The organism is Bradyrhizobium sp. SZCCHNR3119 (genome assembly GCF_032487775.1).
Taxonomy (GTDB): domain Bacteria; phylum Pseudomonadota; class Alphaproteobacteria; order Rhizobiales; family Xanthobacteraceae; genus Bradyrhizobium.
The window spans coordinates 3,143,039-3,166,474 of the sequence record NZ_JAUEUV010000001.1; the positions used below are offsets into that span (position 1 = coordinate 3,143,039).

The 23,436-nt window shown below is 64.9% G+C and carries 23 protein-coding genes and 1 other RNA gene; 16 read left to right on the top strand and 8 right to left on the bottom strand.

The annotated features are described in order from the left end of the window. Positions 1-55 precede the first annotated feature (55 nt). The 6 genes from QX034_RS14610 to QX034_RS14635 all read left to right on the top strand — a co-directional run bounded on the left by QX034_RS14610 (position 56) and on the right by QX034_RS14635 (position 6,943). Entirely contained in the window at positions 56-1,375 is a 1,320-nt protein-coding gene (locus QX034_RS14610; RefSeq protein ID WP_315701910.1) for a UDP-glucose/GDP-mannose dehydrogenase family protein, read from the top strand. 117 nt (positions 1,376-1,492) lie between these two features. Then, positions 1,493-3,967, top strand: coding sequence for an ATP-dependent helicase HrpB (hrpB, locus tag QX034_RS14615; protein ID WP_316195512.1), 2,475 nt, complete (start codon positions 1,493-1,495; stop codon positions 3,965-3,967). 167 nt (positions 3,968-4,134) lie between these two features. Next, positions 4,135-4,632: a TIGR02281 family clan AA aspartic protease gene (locus tag QX034_RS14620; protein WP_315703114.1), complete on the top strand. Its 498-nt coding sequence runs from the start codon at positions 4,135-4,137 to the stop codon at positions 4,630-4,632. Positions 4,633-4,744: 112 nt separating this feature from the next. Next, positions 4,745-4,993 (top strand): nucleotidyltransferase family protein, encoded by a 249-nt coding sequence (locus QX034_RS14625; RefSeq protein WP_315701908.1) that lies wholly within the window; start codon positions 4,745-4,747, stop codon positions 4,991-4,993. After that, the gene (locus QX034_RS14630; RefSeq protein ID WP_315701907.1) at positions 4,983-5,342 is read left to right on the top strand and encodes a DUF86 domain-containing protein; all 360 of its coding nucleotides are present in this window, start codon (positions 4,983-4,985) and stop codon (positions 5,340-5,342) included. The genes QX034_RS14625 and QX034_RS14630 overlap by 11 nt, the downstream gene beginning before the upstream one ends. Positions 5,343-5,443: 101 nt before the next feature. Beyond that, positions 5,444-6,943 (top strand): phosphomannomutase/phosphoglucomutase, encoded by a 1,500-nt coding sequence (locus QX034_RS14635; protein WP_315701906.1) that lies wholly within the window; start codon positions 5,444-5,446, stop codon positions 6,941-6,943. A gap of 21 nt (positions 6,944-6,964) precedes the next feature. Here the strand turns inward: QX034_RS14635 and QX034_RS14640 are convergent, their stop codons facing one another. The 3 genes from QX034_RS14640 to QX034_RS14650 all read right to left on the bottom strand — a co-directional run bounded on the left by QX034_RS14640 (position 6,965) and on the right by QX034_RS14650 (position 9,022). Further along, positions 6,965-7,474, bottom strand: coding sequence for an Lrp/AsnC family transcriptional regulator (locus tag QX034_RS14640; RefSeq protein WP_315701905.1), 510 nt, complete (start codon positions 7,472-7,474; stop codon positions 6,965-6,967). A gap of 189 nt (positions 7,475-7,663) precedes the next feature. Then, complete coding sequence (nudC, locus tag QX034_RS14645; protein ID WP_316174062.1) at positions 7,664-8,599, bottom strand: NAD(+) diphosphatase; 936 nt, start codon at positions 8,597-8,599, stop codon at positions 7,664-7,666. 3 nt (positions 8,600-8,602) lie between these two features. Next, positions 8,603-9,022, bottom strand: a complete 420-nt coding sequence (locus QX034_RS14650; RefSeq protein ID WP_315742299.1) for an HIT family protein — start codon at positions 9,020-9,022, stop codon at positions 8,603-8,605. 162 nt (positions 9,023-9,184) lie between these two features. Here QX034_RS14650 and ffs point away from each other — a divergent pair. The 6 genes from ffs (at position 9,185) to QX034_RS14680 (ending at position 13,151) form a co-directional block, all read left to right on the top strand. Then, positions 9,185-9,281, top strand: an RNA gene (gene ffs / locus QX034_RS14655) — signal recognition particle sRNA small type. A gap of 110 nt (positions 9,282-9,391) precedes the next feature. Then, on the top strand, positions 9,392-11,293 hold the full coding sequence (locus QX034_RS14660; RefSeq protein ID WP_315742301.1) for a DNA polymerase III subunit gamma/tau: 1,902 nt from the start codon (positions 9,392-9,394) through the stop codon (positions 11,291-11,293). 13 nt (positions 11,294-11,306) lie between these two features. After that, positions 11,307-11,627 (top strand): YbaB/EbfC family nucleoid-associated protein, encoded by a 321-nt coding sequence (locus QX034_RS14665; protein WP_315701901.1) that lies wholly within the window; start codon positions 11,307-11,309, stop codon positions 11,625-11,627. A 27-nt stretch (positions 11,628-11,654) separates the two neighbouring features. Beyond that, positions 11,655-12,254: a recombination mediator RecR gene (gene recR / locus QX034_RS14670; RefSeq protein WP_315701900.1), complete on the top strand. Its 600-nt coding sequence runs from the start codon at positions 11,655-11,657 to the stop codon at positions 12,252-12,254. 21 nt (positions 12,255-12,275) lie between these two features. Then, on the top strand, positions 12,276-12,701 hold the full coding sequence (locus tag QX034_RS14675; protein WP_315701899.1) for a hypothetical protein: 426 nt from the start codon (positions 12,276-12,278) through the stop codon (positions 12,699-12,701). A 66-nt stretch (positions 12,702-12,767) separates the two neighbouring features. Continuing rightward, positions 12,768-13,151, top strand: coding sequence for a hypothetical protein (locus QX034_RS14680; protein WP_315701898.1), 384 nt, complete (start codon positions 12,768-12,770; stop codon positions 13,149-13,151). On the opposite strand, the gene QX034_RS14685 is transcribed toward QX034_RS14680, so the two are convergent. The 3 genes from QX034_RS14685 to QX034_RS14695 form a co-directional block, all read right to left on the bottom strand. Beyond that, a complete protein-coding gene (locus tag QX034_RS14685) occupies positions 13,141-14,535 on the bottom strand; it encodes an AmpG family muropeptide MFS transporter (RefSeq protein WP_315728924.1) in 1,395 nt (464 codons plus the stop codon). The two genes, QX034_RS14680 and QX034_RS14685, sit on opposite strands and share 11 nt — an antisense overlap. 148 nt (positions 14,536-14,683) lie before the next feature. Continuing rightward, positions 14,684-14,926 carry a GIY-YIG nuclease family protein gene (locus QX034_RS14690; protein WP_315701896.1) on the bottom strand — a complete coding sequence of 81 codons (243 nt, stop codon included), beginning with the start codon at positions 14,924-14,926 and terminating at the stop codon, positions 14,684-14,686. A 92-nt stretch (positions 14,927-15,018) separates the two neighbouring features. Beyond that, entirely contained in the window at positions 15,019-16,227 is a 1,209-nt protein-coding gene (locus QX034_RS14695; RefSeq protein ID WP_315701895.1) for a DNA recombination protein RmuC, read from the bottom strand. A 179-nt stretch (positions 16,228-16,406) separates the two neighbouring features. Here QX034_RS14695 and def point away from each other — a divergent pair, with 179 nt between their 5' ends. The 4 genes from def (at position 16,407) to QX034_RS14715 (ending at position 21,136) form a co-directional block, all read left to right on the top strand. Then, positions 16,407-16,934, top strand: coding sequence for a peptide deformylase (gene def, locus QX034_RS14700; RefSeq protein ID WP_315701894.1), 528 nt, complete (start codon positions 16,407-16,409; stop codon positions 16,932-16,934). A gap of 176 nt (positions 16,935-17,110) precedes the next feature. Then, positions 17,111-18,058: a methionyl-tRNA formyltransferase gene (gene fmt, locus QX034_RS14705; RefSeq protein WP_315701893.1), complete on the top strand. Its 948-nt coding sequence runs from the start codon at positions 17,111-17,113 to the stop codon at positions 18,056-18,058. 120 nt (positions 18,059-18,178) lie between these two features. Then, a complete protein-coding gene (gene truA, locus QX034_RS14710) occupies positions 18,179-18,916 on the top strand; it encodes a tRNA pseudouridine(38-40) synthase TruA (protein ID WP_315701892.1) in 738 nt (245 codons plus the stop codon). 162 nt (positions 18,917-19,078) lie between these two features. After that, on the top strand, positions 19,079-21,136 hold the full coding sequence (locus QX034_RS14715; RefSeq protein WP_315765545.1) for a methyl-accepting chemotaxis protein: 2,058 nt from the start codon (positions 19,079-19,081) through the stop codon (positions 21,134-21,136). A gap of 31 nt (positions 21,137-21,167) precedes the next feature. On the opposite strand, the gene dapE is transcribed toward QX034_RS14715, so the two are convergent. Then, positions 21,168-22,334 carry a succinyl-diaminopimelate desuccinylase gene (dapE, locus tag QX034_RS14720; RefSeq protein WP_316195513.1) on the bottom strand — a complete coding sequence of 389 codons (1,167 nt, stop codon included), beginning with the start codon at positions 22,332-22,334 and terminating at the stop codon, positions 21,168-21,170. Positions 22,335-22,399: 65 nt separating this feature from the next. Next, complete coding sequence (dapD, locus tag QX034_RS14725; protein WP_315742312.1) at positions 22,400-23,245, bottom strand: 2,3,4,5-tetrahydropyridine-2,6-dicarboxylate N-succinyltransferase; 846 nt, start codon at positions 23,243-23,245, stop codon at positions 22,400-22,402. Positions 23,246-23,436 lie beyond the last annotated feature (191 nt).

The window sequence follows — 23,436 nt, forward strand, 5'->3', positions numbered from 1 at the left end:
TTGGCCCGCAAATGCTCTATGAGGCGGGCGCATTAACCATCGAGGGCGGGTTTTCATGCGAATTGCCATGATCGGCACGGGCTATGTGGGGCTGGTTTCCGGCGCCTGCTTTGCGGATTTCGGCCATCAGGTCACCTGTGTGGACAAGGATGTCGGCAAGATCGCCGCGCTGCAGCGGGGGGAAATCCCGATCTTCGAGCCCGGCCTGGATGCTCTCGTGGCTTCCAATGTGAAGGCCAAGCGGCTCGATTTCACTACTGATCTGAAGGGGCCTGTCGGCGAGGCCGACGCCGTGTTCATCGCGGTCGGCACCCCCTCGCGCCGCGGCGATGGCCATGCCGACCTGTCCTATGTCTATGCCGCCGCACGCGAGATCGCATCCGCGCTGAAGGGATTTACCGTCGTCGTGACCAAGTCGACCGTGCCGGTGGGCACCGGCGACGAGGTCGAGCGCATCATTCGCGAGGCCAATCCGTCGGCCGACGTGGTGGTTGCTTCCAATCCGGAGTTCTTGCGTGAAGGTGCGGCGATCCGCGATTTCAAATGGCCCGATCGCATCGTGGTCGGCACCTCCGATGAGCGCGGCCGCAAGGTGCTGGGCGACATCTACCGCCCGCTGTCGTTGAACCAGGCGCCGATGATGTACACGGCGCGGCGCACCGCGGAGCTGATCAAATACGCGGCCAACGCGTTTCTCGCCACCAAGATCACCTTCATCAACGAGGTCGCGGATCTCGCCGAAAAGGTCGGCGCTGACGTGCAGGAGGTTGCACGCGGCATCGGGCTCGACAACCGCATCGGCTCGAAATTCCTGCATGCCGGTCCTGGCTTCGGCGGCTCCTGCTTCCCGAAGGATACCCGCGCGCTGATCAAGATCGCGCAGGATTACGACACCCAGCTGCGCATCGTCGAGGCCGTGCTCGCCGTCAACGACAACCGCAAGCGCGCCATGGCGCGCAAGGTCGCCGCTGCGCTCGGCGGCAATCTGCGCGGCAAGACGGTCGCCGTCCTCGGGCTGACTTTCAAGCCTGAGACCGACGACATGCGGGAGGCACCGTCGATCCCGCTGGTGACCGGCCTGTTGGACATGGGCGCGAAGGTCCGCGCGCATGATCCGGTCGGCATCGAGCAGGCCAAGAAGGAACTGCCCGAAATCGAATATTGCGATGATCCTTACGTCTGCGCCACGGGTGCGGATGCGATCGTGCTGGTCACGGAATGGGTCCAGTACCGCGCGATGGACCTGGATCAGTTGAAGAAGGTGATGGCGCAGCCGGTCGTGGTCGACCTGCGCAATGTGTATCGCCCCGAGGACATGGCGGCTCACGGTTTCACTTACGAGAGCGTTGGTCGTCCCTCGGTGAGCGGGGCGTGATCCGGACCGATTGTCATACCCCGTGCACGCGGGGTATCCAGAACGCTCGATCTTCGTGATCCGCGAGATCTGAGTTTACTGGATCGCCCGCCTCGCGGGCGATGACGGGTTCCGATATTGTCCCTCCGCTTCGACACGCCTTTGCCCATCGATGCCGTGCTCGACGAGCTGTCGCGCACGCTCGAGCGCAGCAGCTCCGCGGTGCTGGTGGCGCCGCCCGGCGCCGGCAAGACCACCCGGGTGCCGCTGGCGCTGCTCGATGCGCCCTGGGCGAAGAATAAGAAGATCATCGTCCTGGAGCCGCGCCGGATCGCGGCGCGGGCCAGCGCCGAGCGGATGGCCAAGACGCTCGGCGAACGAGCCGGGGATACCGTTGGTTACCGCGTCCGGTTCGGTTCGAAAGTGTCACGCGCGACCCGGATCGAGGTCGTGACCGAAGGCATCTTCTCGCGCCAGATCCTGGATGATCCCGAGCTCAACGGCGTCGCCGCGGTGCTGTTTGACGAATTCCACGAGCGCTCGCTGGATGCCGATCTCGGCCTGGCGCTGGCGCGCGACGCGCAACAGGGGCTGCGCGAGGACCTTCGTATTCTCGTGATGTCGGCGACGCTCGATGGCGCGCGGGTCGCCAAGCTGCTTGGCGACGCGCCGGTGGTCGAAAGCGAAGGTCGCGCTTTTCCGGTCGAGACCCGCTATCTCGGCCGCAAGGTCGATGTCCCGATCGAGCGTCAGATGGCGGAGGCGATCGCAACGAGCCTGCGCGCCGAGTCCGGCTCGGTGCTGGCCTTCCTGCCGGGGGCGGCCGAGATTCGGCGCACGCAGACGCTGCTCGCCGAGCGCGTTCACGATGCCTCCACCGAGATCGTGCCGCTGTTCGGTGCGCTCGATGCCGCCGTGCAGGACCGTGCGATCTCCCCCGCGCCCAAGGGCCAGCGCAAGGTGGTGCTGGCGACCTCGATCGCCGAGACCTCGCTGACGATCGAAGGCGTCCGCATCGTGGTCGATTCGGGGCTGGCGCGCGTGCCGCGTTATGAGCCGGACATCGGTCTGACGCGGCTTGAAACCGTGCGTGCCTCCCGCGCCGCAGTCGACCAGCGTCGTGGCCGCGCCGGCCGCACCGAGCCCGGGGTCTGCTACCGGCTCTGGGACGAACCGCAGACGGCCTCGCTCCCCGCTTACACCCAGCCGGAAATCCTGAGCGCCGACCTCTCCTCGCTGCTGCTCGATTGCGCCCAATGGGGCGTCAGCGATCCCGCAAGCTTGAGCTTCCTCGATCCGCCGCCTCAGCCCGCGCTGAAAGAGGCGCGCGAGCTGCTCCGTGAACTCGGTGCGCTCGATGGCGATGGCCGCATCACCGAGGAGGGCAAGCGGCTGCGGGCATTGGCGCTGCCGCCCAGGCTTGCCCGCATGATCGTGGATTCGGCGCGCTATGGCGCCGCCCAGGACGCTACCGAAACTGCCGCCATCCTCACGGAGCGCGGGCTCGGCGGCGACAGCGTCGATCTCGAGGTGCGCCGCGACCAGTTCCGGCGCGACCGCTCGCAGCGCGCCCAGAGCGCGCGAGAGATGGCGCGGCGCTGGGCCGCGCAGGTGAGTTCTTCTGCACCGGCAGAAGGGGAAGGGGGACTCAGCGTGGGCGTCATGCTCGCCTTTGCCTTCCCCGATCGCGTGGCGCGTAATCGCGGCAACGGCAGCTTCGTGCTCGCCAATGGGCGCGGCGCGGCGGTCGAGCAGACCTCCTCGCTGGCCCGCGCGCCTTACATTGCTGTCGGTGAGCTCACGGGCACCGCGGCCAGCGGCCGCATCCTGCTGGCCGCCCCGCTCGCTGGCGAGGATATCGAGCGGCATTTCGCCGACCAGATCGAGACCAAGGACGAGATTATCTTCGATCGCAATGCAATGGCGCTGCGCGGTCGCCGCAAGCGCAGCCTGCACGCGATTACCCTGTCCGAAGCGCCCCTCGCGCTCGCGCCATCCGATGAGACCGCGCGCATCCTTGCCGCCGGCGTTTGCGACGTGGGCATCGACAAGCTGCCGTGGTCGAAAGCTGCCAAGCAGTGGCGCGACCGCGCGATGTTCCTGCGCAAGGCCGAAGGCGAGACGTGGCCCGATCTTTCGGACGATGGGCTGGTGGCCAAGCGAGAGGAATGGCTCGTGCCGATGCTGGCCGACAAGATCGGCCTCAAGGACATCTCTCCCGGTGATCTCTCCGACGCGATCATGGCGCTGCTGCCGTGGGATCTGCGCGCCCGGCTCGATCGCGAGGCGCCGACGCACTTCGAGGCACCGACCGGGACCATGCTCGCGATCGATTATGAGGCCGAGCAGGGCCCGACCATTGCCGTGCGCTTGCAGGAACTGTTCGGCCTCAACGTTCATCCGTCAATTGCGAAAGGCAAGGTGCCGCTGGTGCTCGAGCTGTTGTCGCCAGCGCAGCGGCCAGTCCAGGTCACGCGCGACCTGCCGGGTTTCTGGCGCGGCAGCTATGCGGCGGTGCGCACCGATCTGCGCGGGCGCTACCCGCGCCATCCCTGGCCCGACGACCCGGCCAATGCGCAGCCGACCCGGCGCGCCAAGCCGCGCGGAACCTAATCAAATCTCGACAACCCGCTACGCTATTAACGCTTCGCTCACCCTTTTCGGCAAAATGGCGGCGGCAGCCTTTCGCCTTCGGTCGCACGCCGGCGTCTTTGATGGTGAGATCGGCTGCGGGGCGAGGCAATCCAAGCATCAGTCGAGCGTTGCGTATGCGTAACATCATGATCTTCGCGGCCGTTCTGGTCGGTCTCGGCACCTTCATGGCGCAACTGGCCGATCGCCTGGCGCCCGCGCCTGCCTCCGCCACAACGGCCAAGCTCGCCGTGGTCGAACCGGTCGCGGCCGGCCAGCGCAGTCTCAGCATTCCCTCTGATACGCGGGGGCATTTCCGGGCCGAGGGCCGCATCGATGGCCAGCGCATCAATTTCATGGTCGATACCGGCGCCTCGATGGTGGCTCTGAACGAGAGTTCGGCGGCGCGCTTCGGCCTGCGTCCGGCCCGCGGCGCGTATAATGCGACCGTCACCACGGCCAATGGCACCGTGAAAGCCGCGCGTACCCGGCTGCCGATGGTGGAGCTCGGCGAGATCACCGTGCGCGATGTCGACGCGCTCGTTCTGCCCGATGAGGCGCTATCGGAAAATCTGCTCGGCCTGTCGTTCCTGTCGCGGCTCAGGCGCTTCGCCTATTCCAATGGCGAGATGGTGCTGGAGCAATAGGGAGCGGATCGCTCACCAGGCCGCATCTCTCCCCAAGATGGTCGCGCCGTGCTATATTGGGCGCATGAACAGCACAGAGGCCATCGAAACCCTACGGCGATCCGAGCGAGCTTTGCGCGCCCGCGGCGTGAAACATGCGGCCTTGTTCGGTTCGGTGGCGCGCGCGCAAGCCACTGATGACAGCGACATCGACATCATGGTCGAGATCGATCCTGATGTATCCTTGACCGTCTTCGACTATGTCGAACTGAAGGAGTATATTGCGGCACTCTTCGATCGCCCGGTTGACGTCGTGAATCGCAGCGCACTCAAGCCTTATGTCCGACCGACGGCGACGGCGGATGCCATCTATGCCTTCTGATAAAGTCGGCGGAACTCTTCAGGACATCCTGCATCACATCGATTTGGCAACCTCGTTGCTCCGAGGCTTCGATCGGACTGCCTTCGAAAGCGACATTCGTACTATTTATGCGGTGACGCGCTGCCTCGAGATCATCTCCGAGGCGTCGCGCCGGTTACCCGATGAGCTGAAGGCGAGGCATCCGGCGATTGCCTGGAAGCAGATGGCTGCGGCAGGCAACGTCTATCGGCACAACTACGAAGACGTCGCAGCCCGATTCGTCTGGGAAACAGTGTGCAAATCTCTTCCGTCCCTGCGACTTGCGGTCCAGATGGAGTTAGATGGTCTGCATTCGCCACCCCAGCACTGAGGTCGCCTCGTGCCAAGAAATTCAGCCCTCGGCCTTTCGATTACCCGCCGATTTCGCTAAGGCTGCTCGGAAGTTGAGTATTTTCTCGAGGTCTCATTCGCATGTTTCCCAAGCCCAAAGCCGTCCTGTTTCCCAATACCTACGCCTTTGAATCCGAGCCGATGGTGAAGCCGACCGGCTTTCGCGAGTACGACGCGCGCTGGCTGTTCAACAAGGAAATCAACCTGATGGGCGTTCAGGCACTGGGCATGGGGCTCGGCGCGCTGATTGCCGAAATGGGTGTGAAACAGGAGATCGTGACCGGCCACGATTTCCGCGGCTATTCCGCCTCGATCAAATACGCGCTGATCTCGGGGCTGATGGCGTCCGGGTGCAAGGTGCACGACATCGGACTTGCGGTGACGCCGATGGCCTATTTCGCGCAGTTCGACCTCGATGTTCCCTGCGTCGCCATGGTGACCGCCTCGCACAACGACAATGGTTGGACCGGCGTCAAGATGGGCGCCAATCGTCCGCTGACCTTCGGGCCCGACGAGATGGGCCGGCTGAAAGAGATCGTGCTGAACGCAGCATTCGGTAACAGGAGCGGGGGCTCCTATCAGTTCCACGAGAATTTCCCGGCGCGCTATATCGCCGATCTCACCAATCGTCCGAAGCTGAAGCGGAAGCTGAAGGTGGTGGCGGCCTGCGGCAACGGCACCGCGGGCGCCTTTGCACCTCAGGTGCTGGAAGCGATCGGCTGCGAGGTCATTCCGCTCGATACCGAGCTCGATTATACATTTCCGAAATACAATCCGAATCCCGAAGACATGGAGATGCTGCACGCGATCCGCGATGCGGTGCTCGCGCACAAGGCCGATGTCGGCCTCGGCTTTGACGGTGACGGTGACCGCTGCGGTGTGGTCGACAATACCGGCGAGGAAATCTTCGCCGACAAGGTCGGCGTGATGCTGGCGCGCGACATGTCGGCGATCCACAAGGATGCGCAGTTCGTGGTCGACGTGAAATCGACCGGTCTCTTCATCACCGATCCGGTGCTGCAGGCGCAGGGCGCCAAGACCGTCTATTGGAAGACCGGCCATTCCTACATGAAGCGCCGCACCAACGAACTTAACGCGCTCGCCGGTTTCGAGAAGTCGGGCCATTTCTTCTTCAACAAGCCGTTCGGCCGCGGCTATGACGATGGCCTGGTCTCGGCGATTGCGATCTGTGAGATGCTCGACCGCGCGCCGGGCAAGTCGATGTCCGATCTGAAGGACGCGCTGCCCAAGACCTGGTCCTCCCCGACGATGTCCCCGCATTGCGCCGACGAGGCCAAGTACGGCGTCGTCGATGCGGTCGTGAAGCATTTCGAAGCGCTGCAGAAGCAGGGCGGCCAGGTGGCAGGACAGCCGATCCGCGATCTCGTCACTGTCAACGGCGTGCGTGTGACGGTGGCGGACGGGAGCTGGGGACTGGTGCGCGCGTCATCGAACAAGCCGGAGCTGGTTGTCGTGGTCGAAAGCCCCGTGTCCGAACGGCGCATGCGCGACATGTTCGAGGCAATGGACTCCGTGCTGCGCACCCATCCCGAAGTGGGTGAGTACAATCAGAAGATCTGACCGTTCTCCCGCAGCCTCTGCTCAGGCCGCCGCGGCCGGCGGCACCGGCAGCGCGGTGACCGACTTGATCTTCTCCATCGCAAAGCGCGAGGTGACGTTCTTCAGCGGCACTGAGGCGATCAGCTTCTTGTAGAAGACATCATAGCTCTGCATGTCGGCGACGACGACGCGCAGCATGTAGTCGACGTCGCCGGCCATCCGGTAGAATTCCATCACCTCCGGCATGGAGCTGACGGCTTCGGCAAATTTCCTCAGCCAGGCGTCGGAATGATCGGGGCTCTCGACCGAGACGAACACGGTGAGACCGAGACCGATCTTGTTCTGGTCGACCAGCGCGACCCGGCGCAGGATCACGCCATCGGCTTCCAGTCGCTGGATGCGTTTCCAACAGGGGGTAGACGAGAGGCCCACCCGGTCTCCAATCTCGGCAACCGACAGCGAGGCATCGTCCTGGAGCACCATCAGGATCTTCCGGTCGATGGCGTCCAGCCGGCGGTTGGATTCCGGGAGTTGCGCGGCAATGTCGGTCATGGGAAGAATTTTGTTCCATATGAGGTCATTGAAACCCTCATATAGAGAAAAACATTCCAAATCAAGGCGGCACGCTGCCGCGGCGGGATCGGCGAAGGCGCGATCCAGAAAAGCGCAGCGCCTTCAGCGCCTTGCAGGTCTTTTTGACACTCGCGCGCCGTCGGAAGGAGAGATCGTGCTGGCGATGGCCTATCCCGCTTTGAGCCATTCGCCGACCAGATGGTGGGCGATGGCGAAAGGATGTGGCCCGGTCAGTCCGTCCGGATGCTGGCGCGTGAGCATCAGCCGAGCCTCCTCGCGGCTGAACCAGCGCGCGTCCTCAAGCTCGGTGCGGTCCACCACAATATCTTCGTTCAGCGCTTTGGCGCGGCAGCCGATCATCAGTGACGACGGATAAGGCCAGGGCTGGGTCATATAATAAGTGACATCGGTGCAGCGGATGCCGGATTCTTCGAACACCTCGCGGCACACCGCGTCCTCGATGGTCTCGGCAGCCTCGACGAAGCCGGCGAGGCAGGAATACATGCCGGACGGAAAGCGCTGCTGGCGACCGAGCAGGCATCTGTCGCCGTGGGCGACCAGCGAGATGACGACCGGATCGGTGCGCGGGAAATGCTCGGTCTTGCAATTCGGGCATTCGCGCTTCCAGCCGCCCTCGCGCATCGCGGTGCGGGTGCCGCAATTGGCGCAGAATCCGTGGCGCTGATGCCAGGACACCATGGACTTCGCCATCGCGATTCCCGCGAGTTGGTCCGGCGGGATACCGCCCTGCATCGCCAAGCCGCGCAGTTCGGTGATCGCAACGTCGTCGCGTCCTGAGAGCGCCTCGGCGGCGCCCTGCGATATGCCCATGCCGAACAGCGCGGCACCATCGCGCAGGCCGAGGAAGATCGTGCCCGGATTGGCCCCGAGCCCCAGCGCCTCGTCGACCGACAGCCGTGCGCGCATGGCTTCGCCATCGCGCTTCAGCAGGATCGAATCGCGATGCACGACATAGGCGCGGGCCGACGGACTGCGCTCCAGCGCGATCAGCCTGTCGTCATGGAAGCGCAGATGCGCGGCACGGTCGATGGTGTTGTGGACGAAAGCGGGCTGTCCGAGCGGAAACAGGTCGAATGGGGACATCGTTCACCCTAGCCAGATCTTGCGGCGGATCGCGCCGATGAAATGCTGCACCTCTTCCGCATCATGCGGCAGCGCCGGCGCGACGCCCCAGACCGGGCGCGGCCAGGCGGCGTCGCTGGTGCGGCGCGCGATGACGTGGATATGGAGCTGCGGCACCATGTTGCCGAGCGCTGCGACGTTGAGCTTGTCGCATTTGGTGATCTCTTTGAGGGCGCGGGAGACGCGCGCGATCTCGGTCATGAGCTGGGCCTGCGCCACCTCGTCGAGATCGATGATTTCGACCGCGCCCTCGCGGCGCGGCACCAGCAGCATCCAGGGATAGTTCGCGTCCTTGATCACCAGCACCCGGGACAGTGGCAGATCGCCGATGTTGATCGTGTCCTTCGCAAGCTGCGGGTGCAGCGACCAGGTAGCGTCGGGCATCGGGGTTCCTGGCAGGGTGATTCGGTGGACTCTTGCGGGCGGAAGGGGTCTTGATGTCACCTAATGCCTTTCGCCGCGCTGGCACAAGCCCACTTGCGAGAGGGCGGCTCCCCGTGAAGCTCACGCTTGCTTTCCGGTCCGTTTGGCCCCAAATAGGGATCGGGAGATTGGCGGTGGACGAGCCACTCGCCAACCGGGTCAGGTCCGGAAGGAAGCAGCCCTAACGAGGTCCGGATCGGGTCGCTCGTCAGTCTCCTACCTGTTTTCTCGAGCGAATCGCGCATCACTAGCGGAGACCCCGCACCGGCGGGCGCTCGCTCCCATTCGGCCGCTGTGTCGGCTGGAAGACGTGCAATTGCGGATCGATCGATGACCGAGGCCGGCGCTTCTCCATCCACGCCCGACAGCGCCGCGCAGGCCGGCCTCGACAGCATAACATCCGCCGCCAAGCCCTATCGGGTGCTGGCGCGCAAATACCGCCCCTCCAGTTTCGAAGATTTGATCGGCCAGGAAGCCGTCGTGCGCACCGTCTCGAACGCCTTCGAGACGGGCCGCATCCCGCAAGCCTGGATCCTGACCGGCGTCCGCGGGGTCGGCAAGACCACCACCGCCCGTATCCTGGCTCGCGCGTTGAACTATGAGTTGCCGGATGGATCGGTGAAGGGGCCGACCATTCACATGCCGGTGCTCGGCACGCATTGCCAGGCGATCATGGAAAGCCGGCACATGGACGTGCTGGAAATGGACGCGGCCTCGCATACCGGTGTCGATGATGTCCGGCAGATCAATGACAGCGTGCGCTATGCGCCCGCCAGCGCGCGCTACAAGGTCTACATCATCGATGAAGTCCACATGCTGTCGACGGCGGCGTTCAACGCCTTCCTGAAGACGCTGGAGGAGCCGCCGGAGCACGCCAAATTCGTGTTCGCCACCACCGAGATCCGCAAGGTCCCGGTCACCGTGCTTTCCCGCTGCCAGCGCTTCGACCTGCGCCGGGTCGAGGCTGACGTGCTGATGAAGCACCTCGCCAATGTCGCGGCCAAGGAGGGCGTGGGCATCGAGCCGGAAGCGCTCGGCATCATCGCCCGCGCGGCCGAAGGCTCGGTGCGCGATTCGCTGTCGCTGCTCGATCAGGCGATCGCCCATGCGGCCGGCGAAGTGCGCGCCGACGAGGTCCGGCAGATGCTGGGGCTCGCCGACCGCACCCGCGTCATCGACCTGTTTCAGCATCTGGCGAGCGGGGATATCGCCGCGGCGTTCCAGGAATTCCGCGACCAGTATGACGTTGGCGCCGATCCGGTGGTGGTGCTGTCCGATCTTGCCGAATTCGTGAACTTCGTCACCCGCGTCAAGTTCGTGCCGGCCACGGCCGACAATGTCGCTTTCAGCGAGACCGAGCGGCTGCGGGGGCGCGATTTCGCCACCAAGCTGTCGATCCGTGTGTTGTCGCGGATGTGGCAGATGCTCTTGAAGGGTATCGCCGAAACCCAGACTGCGACCAGGCCCGCAGCGGCGGCCGAAATGGTGCTGGTGCGGATCGCCTACGCCGCCGATCTGCCGACGCCCGATGAAGCGATCCGGATGATCGAGCAGAATGGCGGCGCCGCACCTGGGGTCTCTTCGGCTGCGGTCCAGCGCAGCGCCCCGGCGCCGACCATGACGACGGCCGGCCTGTCCTCCTCGTCGATGCCGGCGGGCATGGCGCCGCAGCGCGCCCAAGCTCCGAGCCAAGGCTTGAGCCAAGGCCCGACCCTCGCGGCCGTCGGCAGCCCGATGCGGCCGCAGATGGCGAGCCCGCCGCCAGCATCGCAGGACGCAGCCCCCGCGCTTCGGCTTCGTAGTTTCCAGGAACTCGTCGCGCTCGCCGGCAAGAGCCGCGATGTGATGACCAAGAGCGCGCTGGAGGCCGATGTCCGGCTGGTCCGCTTCGAGGACGGGCGTCTGGAGATTGCGCTGGAACGCAGCGCCCCGCGCGCGCTTGTCACCGATCTCGGGCGCAAGCTGGAGGATTGGACCGGCCGGCGCTGGACGGTCGTCGTCTCCAACGAGCCGGGACAGCCGACCTTGCGCGAGCAGAACCTGCGCGCGAAAAGCGAGCGGGAGCGCGCGGCGGAAGCCGATCCGCGGGTTCAGGAGGTGCTGGCCCGCTTCCCTGGCGCCAAGGTGGTCGAGGTGCGCAAGCTTGCCGCCGAGCCGCCGGAATCGGAAGTTAGCAGCGCTGTCGAGCCGGTCGACGAGTCCGACAGCGACGACGATCTGGAATCGTTTTGAGAGGACGTAAGCCATGGCCGACTTTCTCGGCATGATGAAGCAGGCGGCGCAGCTGCAGTCGAAGATGCAGGAAATGCAGCAGGAACTCGGCAATCTCGAAGTCGAGGGTACCTCCGGCGGTGGCTTGGTCGCGGTCCGCATGACCGCGAAGATGGATGTGAAGGGCATCAAGATCGATCCGTCGCTGATGAAGCCCGAAGAGACCGAGATCCTCGAGGATCTCGTGGTGACCGCGTGCAATGACGCGCGCCGCAAGGCGGAAGCCGCGATGCAGGAGAAGATGCAGGCCATCACCGGCAAGCTCGGCCTGCCTCCTGGATTCGGCTTCGGCTAGTTTGCACGTCATGAAGTCCTTGAACTGATGGCCGTCGCCGGTCCCGAGATCGAACGCCTGATCCAGCTGCTCGCGCGCCTGCCCGGGCTTGGGCCGCGCTCGGCGCGCCGCGCCGCGCTGCACCTGATCAAGAAGCGCGAAGCGCTGATGACGCCGCTCACCTCGGCGCTGCAGGTCGCCATCGAGCGTATCCAGGTCTGCAAGACCTGCGGCAACATCGACACGCAAAACCCTTGCACGGTCTGCACCGATCCGCGCCGCGACGGGGCGATGATCGTCGTGGTCGCTGACGTCGCCGATCTCTGGGCGCTGGAGCGCGCGAAAGCCAGCAACGGCCGCTATCACGTGCTCGGCGGCACGCTGTCGCCGCTCGACGGCGTCGGTCCGCAGGATCTGACCATCGATGCGCTGGTGCAGCGCGCGCACGCGCCGGAGGTCCAGGAGATCATCCTGGCGCTGAATGCGACGGTCGACGGCCAGACCACCGCGCATTACATCACCGACCTCCTGCAGGAGGCGAACGTCAAGGTCACGCGGCTGGCGCATGGCGTGCCGGTCGGCGGCGAGCTTGACTATCTCGACGAAGGCACGTTGTCGGCGGCGATGCGGCAGCGAACTCTGTTCTAAGCACACATACGGAAGTTCATGATGACGAAACCCGGATTCGGCAAACGCTTGGCTTTGGGCGCGATTCTGGCGACGACGGTAGCCTCGCTTGCTGTGGCGCAGCAGAGCGATGAGCCGCTCAAGGCTGGCAAGCCGATCAATGCCGGCGACGTGCTGTCGGGCGAATTGAACATGCTGAAGGTCCGCGGAGCCAAGCCTGGCGAGCCGGCCATGGCCTATCAGATCGCCAGCGAACCGCGCCGGTTGCCGCCACCGAACGGGCTCTGCAATCTCGAGACCGGACCCGAGACGTTCCAACTCATGATCGAGAACAAGGCGCAGGCCGCGCAGCTGAAGGGCCTGCTCGGCAAGCAGATCGCGGTGAAGGTCGATCAAGTCTCCTGCGCGCAGGACGCCGGTCAGCTGAGCGAGGCGGTCGTGACGAAATGGAGCTTGGTGAAACGTTGATTCCTGGCTAGGTTGTGTCACGATGACGACGCGCCATATTCGCGCGTCATTGGGGAGGCGGCGGGAGTGAAAGTGCTATACGCGCTTGCGCTTGCGATAGCGCTGGGATCGGGAGCGGCGGCTGCATCCAACAACGAGGTTCAGGCTGACCTCGGTTATCCCACGGTTGCCTCGGCCTTGGAGTCACTACGCGCCAAGCCGGGGACCAGGAGTTCAATGCAATCTGGCTGGACCGTCATCGAGGACAAAGCGGCCCTCAGCGTCTGGTCATTTGCGCCGTCGGGTCATCCAGCCTATCCCACCGCAATTCGGCGCCATGTGGTCCAGGATGGCGATCATCTCTTCATCAAAATGGACGTTCTTTGCGAGGCCGCAAAGCCAGCCTGCGATACGGTTGTCGCGGAGTTCGAGCGGCTCAATGGAATCGTGCGCGATGACCTCAAGCGTTAGCTGAGATCTGCGTCTGCAGTGCGTCGAAATGTCCGCGCCGCTGCAGCCAGCCGAGCAGGATCAGGCTTGGGATCGCCACCAGCACGCAGATGGCGAAGAACAGCGGCCAGCCGGTCGCCTTCGCCACGTAGCCCGCGCCTGACGAGAGATAAGTCCGTCCCACCGCTGCGAGCGCCGTGAGCAAGGCATATTGAGTCGCAGTGTGCAGCGGGTTCTGGCACAGCGCGGAAAGATAGGCGACGAAGATCACGGTGCCGACGGCGCTGGTGAAATTCTCCGCTGAGATGGCGAGCGCCAGCGCCCATTGGTTGACGCCGGTGATCGCGAGCCAGGAGAAGGAGAGATTGGCCAGCGCCTGCACCGCACCGCCGATCCACAGGCTGGTCGCGAGCGAATAACGCCGCGCCACGAAGCCCCCGGCAAAGCCGCCCGCGAGCGTGGCGGCAAGCCCAACGCCTTTGACGATCGCGGCATAATCGACCTTGCTGAAGCCGAGATCGATCACGAACGGCGCCGTCATCGTGCCCGAAAACGCATCGGTGAACTTGAACAGCACCACGAAGGCCAGCGCGGCCAGCGCATCCTTGCGGCTGAGGAATTCGGAGAAGGCGCCGATCGCGGCATGGATCACGCGCGTCATTGCCGTGTCCGCGGCCGTCGCTGCCTCAGCCGTCTTGGATTGCGCCGGCTCGGTCGCGAGGAGAGCTGTGACAGTGCCGATCAGCACCAGCGCGGCCATGACGACGTAGCCCCACATCCACGATGAAGCTCGCGGCAGCCCGCGGCTTTCGAACGCCGAGACGACGACAAGTGTGCCGGCCGTCGAAATCAGCATGCCGATGCGGTAGGCGGCGACATAAGCGGCCATGCCGGCGGCCTGCTCGCTTTCGGGCAGACTTTCGACGCGGAACGCGTCGACCACGATGTCCTGGGTCGATGAGGTTGCTGCGACCAGGAGCGCGGCCAGTGCCACCATGAACGGCGCCCGCGCAGGATCAGTCAGCGCGAGCAGGATGATCGCGGCAATCAGCAGCAATTGCGCGAAGACCAGCCAGCCGCGGCGGCGGCCGAAGGCGGCCGTGAACAGCGGCACGTGCAGCGCATCGACCAAAGGCGCCCACAGGAATTTCAGCGTGTAGGGCGTGCCGACCAGGGCGAACAGGCCGATCGTTCCGAGATCGACGCCGAGCTCGCGCATCCAGATCTGCAATGTCGAGCCGGACAGCGCCAGCGGCAGGCCGGAGGAGAAGCCCAGGAACAGCACCACCAGCACGCGGGGCTGCAGGTAGACGGCGATGCTCTCGCGCCAGGTGGGGGCGGGGGCATCGGCCTCGTGCGAGCCGTTATCGGCGCTGATGTCGGATGCGGCGTCGGGTGCGGTCATGGAAGGCGTGTAGCAGATTTAGTCGCCTCCACCAAAACACTCGTCGTCGCCCGGCTTGACCGGGCGCCCCCGTATTCCAGAGGCAGTAATTATAGAGCTCCGGCAATTTGCGGATAGAGGTCAATCCAGTTCGGGTTTTCTCTTTCGATCAGAGAAGTTTCCAATCGTGTGGCCACTTCTTCAGTCGTTTTTCGCGCCGGATCGCTGGTTCAACCTGATCGAAGACTTCGAAATAAACGAGGCGAGCAACGTCGTATCGCTTAGTGAAGCCGTCGGCCACTTTCATCCCATGTTCCGCAACCCGCCGCATCAGATCGTTGGTGACACCAATATACAGTGTGCCGCCGATACGGTTTGCGAGAATGTAAACGTAGAAGCTGCGTGCGCCCATCTACGGTCTCTGGGATACTGGATCGCCCGGTCAAGCCGGGCGATGACGACTTTTGCTGAGTAGGCTTCGTCCCCCAAATGCAGCAAGCCAACTCACTCTCCCGCCTGCATCCGGCCTGAGAGAGGGAACAAGTCCGGCGCCGCGGCCGGGGTGATCCGCGGGGAATCGACTGATGCGTCGGGCTTGCTGAAATCGAGCTCCTCGATGCGGCCGGCGCGCTTCTCGATCTTGTCGGCGGAGATCAGGATCTGCCTGACATCCTCGTTCACGTCACCGAAATGCTTCTGCAGCTTGAGCACGCGCTCGCGCAGACGACCGAGATCGTCGCCGAGGTGCATGACCTCGTTGCGGATCTGGTCGGCGGCGTCGCGGATGCGCGCGTCCTTCATGATCTGCTGCATTACCTGGATCGCGAGCATCAGCAGCGACGGCGATACCAGCACGATTCGGGCGCGATAGGCCTTCTGGATCACGTCGTCGAAGCCGTCATGGATCTCCGCATAGACCGATTCCGAGGGGACGAACATCAGCGCGGTGTCCTGGGTCTCGCCGGTGATCAGGTATTTCTCGGCGATGTCGTTGACGTGCTTGAGCACGTCGGCACGCAGCCGCTGGCAGGCGAATCGCTTCTCCTCGTCGCTGCGCGCATCATGCAGTGCGGTGACGGCTTCCAGCGGAAATTTCGCATCGATGCACAGCGGACGCTGATCGGGCAGGAATACGACGCAGTCCGGCCGTTTCCCGCTGGTCAGCGTGTATTGGAATGCGTAGCTGCCTTTCGGCAGTCCATCCTGGACGATCGCCTCCATTCGCGCCTGGCCGAAGGCGCCGCGCGCCTGCTTGTTGGCGAGCACGTCGCGCAAGGTCGTGACCTGTGTTGTCAGCTCGGTCAGGTCCTTGTGCGCGTTGTCGATGATGCCGAGCCGCTCGTGCAGCACGCGCAAGGAATCCATCGTGTGGCGCGTCGTCTGCTCCATCGACTGGCCGACGCGATGCGTCACCGAATCCAGCCGCTCGTTGACGGCGCGCGCGAGCTCCGCCTGGCGGCCGGCGAGCACCTGCGTCATCGCATCGACGCGGCCGGAGGCCTCGTTCTGAACCCGCAGCATTTCGGACAGGCGCAGCTCCAGCTCGTCGGCGCGCATGGCCTGCATCATTGCAAGCGCTGCGCCGCGCCGCCCGGACCGGGCCACCGCCACCGTGATGGCAACAAGGAGCAACAGCACTAGCGCGCCGAAGCCGAGCAGTGCGTCAGAGGCCCGGACCGGCAGATCGCCGATCGCGAAGACGACAGGGTTCACGGAGGTCATCGGACCCCTATACCAGATTCCTGAGTAAATAGGAACAAAATAAGAACATTTATGGTTAACCGCGGGTTAAAACTCTTGGTTAACGAGGTTCTAAAAAACACGGTTCGCGATGACTTAAGCGTCGGCGGTTCAGATTGACCGCGTGCCGTCCGGCGCTTAAATCGCCCGCCATGGCCTTACGAGAAATCATCATCCTGCCCGACAAGCAGTTGCGGCTGGTGTCCAAACCTGTCGAAAAGCTGACGCCGGAGATCCGGCAGCTGGTCGACGACATGTTCCAGACCATGTACGACGCGCCCGGGATCGGGCTCGCCGCGATCCAGGTCGCGCAACCCTTGCGCCTCATCACCATGGATCTGTCCAAGCGGGACGAGAATGGCGAGGGCAATCCGGAGCCGCGCGTCTTCATCAACCCGGAGATATTGTCCAGGTCGGACGAAATGTCCGTCTATCAGGAGGGCTGTCTGTCGATCCCCGAATATTACGAGGAGGTCGAGCGGCCCGCGAAGGTGCGGGTCCGTTTCACCGATCTGGACGGCAAGGTGCATGAGGAGGACGCCGAGGGCCTCTATGCCACCTGCATCCAGCATGAGATCGACCACCTCAACGGGGTGCTCTTCATCGACTATTTGTCGAAACTGAAGCGCGACCGCGTCATGAAGAAGTTCGCCAAAGCCGCCAAGCGCGCGGCGGAATGATCGACGTCTCTCTCCGTCATGGCCGGGCAAAAGCGCGAAGCGCGTCTTAGCACGACAAGCCAAGCGACCCCGGCCATCCACGCTGCGGCCTTGAACGACCAAAGACGTGGATGCCCGCGACAAGTGCGGGCGTGACGAGCGCAGGGAGGCTGACCTCGCAAGACGAGATTGCGCCAATGCCCCTTCGCCTGATCTTCATGGGTACGCCGGATTTCGCCGTGCCGACCTTGCGCGAGCTCGCCGCCGACGGCCACGAGATCGCGGCCGTCTATACCCGCGCACCGAAGCCCGGCGGCCGCCGCGGGCTTGCGCTGCAGCCGACACCGGTGGAGCAGGAGGCGCGGCGGCTCGGGATTCCCGTGTTCACGCCGAAGACGCTGAAGACCGAGGCGGCGCTCGCTGAGTTTCGCGCCCACAATGCCGACGCGGCCGTGGTCGTGGCCTATGGCATGATCCTCCCCCAGGCCATCCTCGATGCGCCACGGCTCGGCTGCTACAATCTGCATGCCTCGCTGCTGCCGCGCTGGCGTGGCGCCGCGCCGATCAATCGCGCCATCATGGCAGGCGACGCCGAGAGCGGCGTCATGGTAATGAAGATGGATGCCGGCCTCGACACCGGCGATATCGCGATGGGTGAACGCATTGCGATATCGGATGCGATGACCGCGTCCGATCTGCACGATCAGCTCGCCGCGATCGGCGCCGGTCTGATGGTGCGTGCGATGGCAGCGCTGGCGCATGGCGACCTCACATTGACGAAGCAGCCGGCGGACGGCGTCACTTACGCGGCCAAGATCGACAAGGCGGAAGCGCGGATCGACTGGAACAAGCCGGCGCACGCGGTGCTGCGCCACATCCATGGGCTGTCGCCATTTCCGGGCGCCTGGAGCGAGGTCGAGGTGGACGGCGAAGCGGTTCGCGTCAAGATTCTCCGCTGCGAGCTTGCCTCCGGTTCCGGCGCGGTTCATGCCGATCCTGGCGCGGTGCTCGACGATCACCTGACGATCGCCTGCGGTGAGGGCGCGATCCGCATCATCGAGCTGCAGCGCGCCGGCAAGGCGCCGATGCAGGCTGCGGATTTCCTGCGCGGCACGCCATTGAAGCGCGGTGCCCGCTTTTCCTGAGGCTGTCATACCCCGCGGAAGCGGGGTATCCAGTACGCCGAGACGTCCATTGTCGAACCGAGTGCCGGTGGATACTGGATCGCCCGCCTGCGCGGGCGACGACGGCAACAACAGAACCATATGCCCCGCTACAAGCTCACCATCGAATATGACGGCGCACCGTTCTGCGGCTGGCAGCTGCAGGCGAGCCTGCCCTCCGTGCAGGGCGCGCTGGAGGCGGCGGCGCAGGCGACCTGCGGCGTCGCCACCCGCGTCCACGGCTCGGGACGGACGGATGCCGGCGTTCATGCGACGGGACAGGTCGCGCATTGCGACATCGAAAAGGACTTCCGTCCGGATCGCCTGCGCGATGCGCTGAATGCCCATCTGCGTCCCAACCCGATCGCGGTGCTCTCTGCGGAGATCGTGCCCGACACCTTCGAAGCGCGCTTCTCGGCGCGCAAGCGTCACTACCGCTATCGCATCATGAACCGGCGCGCCAACCTGGCACTTGATGCGGGGCGGGTCTGGCGCGTGCCGCAGCGGCTCGATTCGGACGCGATGCATGAAGCTGCGCAGCGGCTGATCGGCAAGCACGATTTCACCACCTTCCGCGACACCGAGTGCCAGGCCAAGTCGCCCGAGAAGACGCTGGATCAGCTCGACGTCATCAGAGACGGCGATGCCGTGACGGTGCTCACCTCCGCGCGCTCGTTCCTGCACAGCCAGGTGCGCTCGATGGTGGGCTCACTGGTATGGGTCGGGCAGGGGCGGTGGAGTGCGGATGATCTCTCCGCCGCGCTCGCCGCGCGCAGCCGCGCCGCCTGCGGCGTTGTCGCCCCGCCCGAGGGCTTGTATCTGGTGAAGGTGGAGTATTGAGGTAATCCTCACCGGCGGCGCCGAACAGATCGCGCGCGTCGGCTGCAAATGCTTTTCCTTATTGGCTTGCGGTTCTGCATTGCAGGGCCGAGTTTCTTAACTTCAAATTGAAGTCCTCGCAGCTATCCGGGGAGCCTTGGCTCCTCTTCGGCGAGGTCGATCGTGCGCATTCGTCAAGTCTTCCTGCTCTCGCTCCTACTCGGTGCGGTCATCGGTCTGCTCGCAACCATGTGGTTCGCCTGGCAGCAGTTGACGGCGCTCCAGGCTGCCAAGGCAGCAGGCGGTGATGCGCAACTGCTGTCTGCCATGTTGCGGCTGCCGGAGAAGCTGAATCTCGAGCGCGCCATGGTCAATCCACGCCTGGCATCGCCCAACCCTGCGACCGCGGACGAGCTTGCAACGCTGCAGAAGGTCATTCAGGGGTCGGATGATGCGTTCGCCAAGGCCCGCAGTCTCGCGTGGCTGAGCGAAGACACTGCTGCGCTGGATTCGATTCAGCAGAAGCTTCGCGCGGTCCGTGGGGCCGCGCTCGAGGCCGTCGCGCAGCCGAAGGCGGCGCGGTCCGAATCGTTCGTCCGCGATTACGTGCCGCGGATGTTCACGATTCAGGAGACGACGGGCAGCCATGTCGATGTGATCGTTCGCCGGATCAATTCGGCGAACGCGGCGGTCGGCCAGGCGGCCCGTCTCGCCGTGCTCGGCTGGGATTTGCGTGACTGGGCCGGCCGCGCCACCACGACACTCGTCCGGGCCATCGCGACGAAGCAGGCGATGACGGGTGAACCGGCCGAGGCGCTTGCCATGTTCAAGGGGCGCATCGAGCGGATTTGGTCGTCGGCCAAGCTGGCTGCTGCCGAGATTGATCAGAAGCCGATCTTCGTCGCGCTGACCGAGGTCGAGAACGGCTATTGGGCACGCGGTGGCGAGTTCTACACCTCGCAGGTTGCGCCCAATCGCGGCAAGGTGCTCGACCTCGATCCCGATCAGTTCCTGCGTTCGGTGTTCCCGATCCTCGACACGATCCTGCCGCTGCGCGATGCGGCGATCGCGGAGGCTTTGCGCCAGAGCGAAGTGGCGATCGCCGACTCCCAGACCCGTTTCGTCCTGGCGCTGGCCCTAATGCTGATCAATATCGGGGCGGCCGCACTCGGAACGATCTGGTTCAATGCCCGCGTCATCAAGCCGCTCTCCAATCTGACCGAGCTGATCCGCCGCATCGCAGGCGGCGAGCGCGACGTGCAGATCGCCTATCGCGACCGGACCGACGAAGTCGGCACGCTCGCCAACGCCATCGGCGTGCTGCAGGACAAGTCCGCAGAGGCGGACCGGCTGGCGCTGCAGGGCGCCGACGCCGAAGCGCGGCGCGATGCGCGCCGGCAGAAGATCGAGGCGCTCACCCGTCGCTTCGGCGAGGTCATCGACACGCTCTGCGGCCGCTTGAGCGACGCCGCGAGCGGCTTGAAGCAGTCGGCAGAGGCGCTCGATGGCTCCGCCGGCGCCACTGCGTCCCGCGCGACCGCCGTCGCCGATGCAGCGGCGCAAGCGACATCCGGCGTGACCACGGTGGCCGCGGCCTCCGAGGAGCTGGATCATTCGATGAAGGAGATCACCCGGCAGATCTCGGAAGCGGCCTCGGAGTCCTCGAACGCAACCAGCCAGGCGCTCGACACCACCGACAAGGTCCGCACCCTGGCGGGCAGTGCCACCCGCATCGGCGACGTCGTCCAATTGATCCGCGCCATTGCGTCGCAGACCAATCTGCTCGCCCTCAACGCCACGATCGAATCGGCGCGCGCCGGCGAGGCCGGCAAGGGTTTTGCGGTGGTCGCGTCCGAGGTGAAGAGTCTCGCCGCTCAGACCAGCAAAGCGACCGAGGAGATCGAAAGCCAGATCGTGGCGATTCAGAACGAGACGGGCAGCACGGTCGCCGCGATCGAGAAGATCGCCGCCGTGGTCAACAGCATCAGCGGCGTGACCGGATCCGTTGCGACCGCCGTGGCCGAGCAGAGCGCGACCACGCGGGAAATCGCGCGCAGTGTGCAGCAGACCGCAAGCGGCACGCGCGAGGTGTCGTCGTCGATCGCATTGGTCAGCGCGGCCGCGGCCGAAACCCGCGGCTCGGCGCGCTCCCTGCTGGATTCGGCTGCGAGCCTCGCCGGCCAGGCCACCGACCTGCGCCGCGAGGTCGATCAGTTCCTCGCCGAAGTGAAGGTCGCCTGATCCGACAGGTCGCTGGCGTAGTCCGCACCGATCACGCGAAATACTGATCGAGGATGCCGCGATAGATCTTCGTCAGCGTCTCCATGTCGGCCACCGCCGCGCGCTCGTCGATCTGATGCATGGTCTGGCCGACCAGGCCAAACTCGATGACCGGGCAGTAGCTCGAGATGAAGCGGGCATCGGAGGTGCCGCCTGATGTCGACAGCTCCGGCTTGCGCCCCGTCGCCTCTTCGATTGCCGCAACGGCAAGTTCGGTGAACGAACCGGGCTTGGTCAGGAATACGTTGGCGTTGGACGGCAGCCATTCGATATGGGCGCGGATGCGGTTGCCGCAGGCCGTCCTCAGCCGCTCCTCGACCAGTGCTCGCAGCGATTCCTGCGTATGGCAGTCATTGTAGCGGATGTTGAATTTCGCCCGTGCCGTCCCCGGGATCACGTTGCTCGCGGAATTGCCGACATCGACCGAGGTGAATTCGAGGTTGGACGGCTGGAATTGCGCGCTGCCCTGATCGAGCGGCTCGTCGGAGAGCGCGACGATCAGCCGCGAAATGTCCGGCACCGGGTTGGCGGCGCGGTGCGGATAGGCGACGTGGCCCTGCTTGCCTTCGACGATCAGCGTGCCGGATTGCGAGCCGCGGCGGCCGATCTTGATGCAGTCGCCCATCACCTCCTGGTTGGAAGGCTCGCCGAGCACGCAATGATCGAATATCTCGCCGCGCTCCGCCGCCCATTTCAGCAGCTTCACGGTGCCGTTGACCGAGACGTCTTCCTCATCGCCGGTGATCAGGAACGAGATCGAGCCGTTGCCGTCTTCACGCGGCTTTCCATCATGCTCGCGCAAGTAATCCAGCACCGCGGCGACGCTGCAGGCGATGCCACCCTTCATGTCGACCGCACCGCGGCCGTAGAGATAGCCATCCTTCACCTCGCCCGAAAACGCACCCAGGCTCCAGGCGCTCTCGTCTCCGGGCGGCACCACGTCGGTGTGGCCGGCGAAGGTAAGGTGAGGCCCCTCACTGCCGATCCGCGCATAGAGATTGTCGATATCAGCGGTGCCGGGTTCGGAGAAGGTGACGCGCTGCACCTCGAAGCCGGCGTCCTTCAAGAGCGCTGCAAGCACGCCGAGCGCGCCGGCATCGGCCGGGGTGACGGATGGGCAGCGGATCAGGTCACGGGCAATGGCGAGGGCATCGGTCATGCCCTCGCTTAACACGCTCTCTCCGGCTGCCGCTAGTAGGGCCTCGGCGGGCCGGAACGTTCGCCTCAATCCCGCAGCAGCTCGTTGATCGAGGTTTTCGACCGGGTGCGCTCGTCGACGCGCTTGACGATCACGGCGCAGGCGGTCGAGGGCCCGATCTCGCCATTCTTCATCGGTTTGCCCGGCAGCGCCCCCGGCACCACGACTGCATACTCCGGCACCTCGCCGACGAACACCTCACCGGTCTCGCGATCGACGATCTTGGTCGAGGCGCCCAGGAACACGCCCATCGAGAGCACGGCGCCCTTGCGCACGATCACGCCCTCGGCCACTTCCGAGCGGGCCCCGATGAAGCAGTCGTCCTCGATGATCACGGGGCCGGCCTGCAGCGGCTCCAGCACGCCACCGATCCCGGCGCCCCCGGAGATGTGCACGCGCTTGCCGATCTGGGCACAGGAGCCGACCGTGGCCCAGGTGTCCACCATCGTCGCTTCATCGACATGGGCGCCGAGATTGACGAAGGACGGCATCAGCACGACGCCCTTGGCGATGAAGGCGGAGCGACGCACGATTGCGCCGGGCACGGCGCGGAAGCCGGCGTCGCGAAAGCGGTTCTCGCCCCAGCCCTCGAATTTGGAGGGCACCTTGTCCCACCAGGTGGCCTGGCCGGGGCCGCCCGGAATCACGCGCATGTCGTTGAGGCGGAAGGACAACAGCACCGCCTTCTTCAGCCATTGATTGACGGTCCATTTGCCGTCGGTGCCCCGCGCGGCGACCCGCGCCTCGCCCTTGTCCAGCAATTCGAGCGCGCTTTCCACGGCGTCGCGCACCTCGCCCTTGGTCGCGGTCGAGATGCCGTCACGCGCCTCGAAGGCGTTGTTGATGGTGGATTCCAGGGCGGAGAGGGACATCGATCGATCCTTGGATTGGCGGGCGGCGCGCGGTGCATTCAGCAAAACGAGCTAGCTTTTTCTGAATTTGGGGAAGGAGAGTCAAGGATGCTCGTCGGCTCAATCGCGGACGAGGTCCTGGTCCGGTGAGAATGGCGGGACGTTGTTTGGTCCGTCATTTCGGGGCGATGCGAAGCATCGAACCCCGAATC

What these genes read in the sequence shown, in the direction of transcription:
- QX034_RS14640 (WP_315701905.1), bottom strand. Translation starts at nt 7,474, where the DNA reads ATGACCGACATTGCCGCGCAACTCCCGGAATCCAACCGCCGGCTGGAC.
- QX034_RS14630 (WP_315701907.1), top strand. Translation starts at nt 4,983, where the DNA reads ATGCCTTCTGATAAAGTCGGCGGAACTCTTCAGGACATCCTGCATCAC.
- QX034_RS14610 (WP_315701910.1), top strand. Translation starts at nt 56, where the DNA reads ATGCGAATTGCCATGATCGGCACGGGCTATGTGGGGCTGGTTTCCGGC.
- nudC (WP_316174062.1), bottom strand. Translation starts at nt 8,599, where the DNA reads ATGTCCCCATTCGACCTGTTTCCGCTCGGACAGCCCGCTTTCGTCCAC.
- QX034_RS14635 (WP_315701906.1), top strand. Translation starts at nt 5,444, where the DNA reads ATGTTTCCCAAGCCCAAAGCCGTCCTGTTTCCCAATACCTACGCCTTT.
- def (WP_315701894.1), top strand. Translation starts at nt 16,407, where the DNA reads ATGGCCTTACGAGAAATCATCATCCTGCCCGACAAGCAGTTGCGGCTG.
- QX034_RS14620 (WP_315703114.1), top strand. Translation starts at nt 4,135, where the DNA reads ATGATCTTCGCGGCCGTTCTGGTCGGTCTCGGCACCTTCATGGCGCAA.
- dapD (WP_315742312.1), bottom strand. Translation starts at nt 23,245, where the DNA reads ATGTCCCTCTCCGCCCTGGAATCCACCATCAACAACGCCTTCGAGGCG.
- QX034_RS14660 (WP_315742301.1), top strand. Translation starts at nt 9,392, where the DNA reads ATGACCGAGGCCGGCGCTTCTCCATCCACGCCCGACAGCGCCGCGCAG.
- recR (WP_315701900.1), top strand. Translation starts at nt 11,655, where the DNA reads ATGGCCGTCGCCGGTCCCGAGATCGAACGCCTGATCCAGCTGCTCGCG.
- QX034_RS14690 (WP_315701896.1), bottom strand. Translation starts at nt 14,926, where the DNA reads ATGGGCGCACGCAGCTTCTACGTTTACATTCTCGCAAACCGTATCGGC.
- truA (WP_315701892.1), top strand. Translation starts at nt 18,179, where the DNA reads ATGCCCCGCTACAAGCTCACCATCGAATATGACGGCGCACCGTTCTGC.
- QX034_RS14675 (WP_315701899.1), top strand. Translation starts at nt 12,276, where the DNA reads ATGACGAAACCCGGATTCGGCAAACGCTTGGCTTTGGGCGCGATTCTG.
- dapE (WP_316195513.1), bottom strand. Translation starts at nt 22,334, where the DNA reads ATGACCGATGCCCTCGCCATTGCCCGTGACCTGATCCGCTGCCCATCC.
- QX034_RS14665 (WP_315701901.1), top strand. Translation starts at nt 11,307, where the DNA reads ATGGCCGACTTTCTCGGCATGATGAAGCAGGCGGCGCAGCTGCAGTCG.
- QX034_RS14650 (WP_315742299.1), bottom strand. Translation starts at nt 9,022, where the DNA reads ATGCCCGACGCTACCTGGTCGCTGCACCCGCAGCTTGCGAAGGACACG.
- QX034_RS14685 (WP_315728924.1), bottom strand. Translation starts at nt 14,535, where the DNA reads ATGACCGCACCCGACGCCGCATCCGACATCAGCGCCGATAACGGCTCG.
- fmt (WP_315701893.1), top strand. Translation starts at nt 17,111, where the DNA reads ATGCCCCTTCGCCTGATCTTCATGGGTACGCCGGATTTCGCCGTGCCG.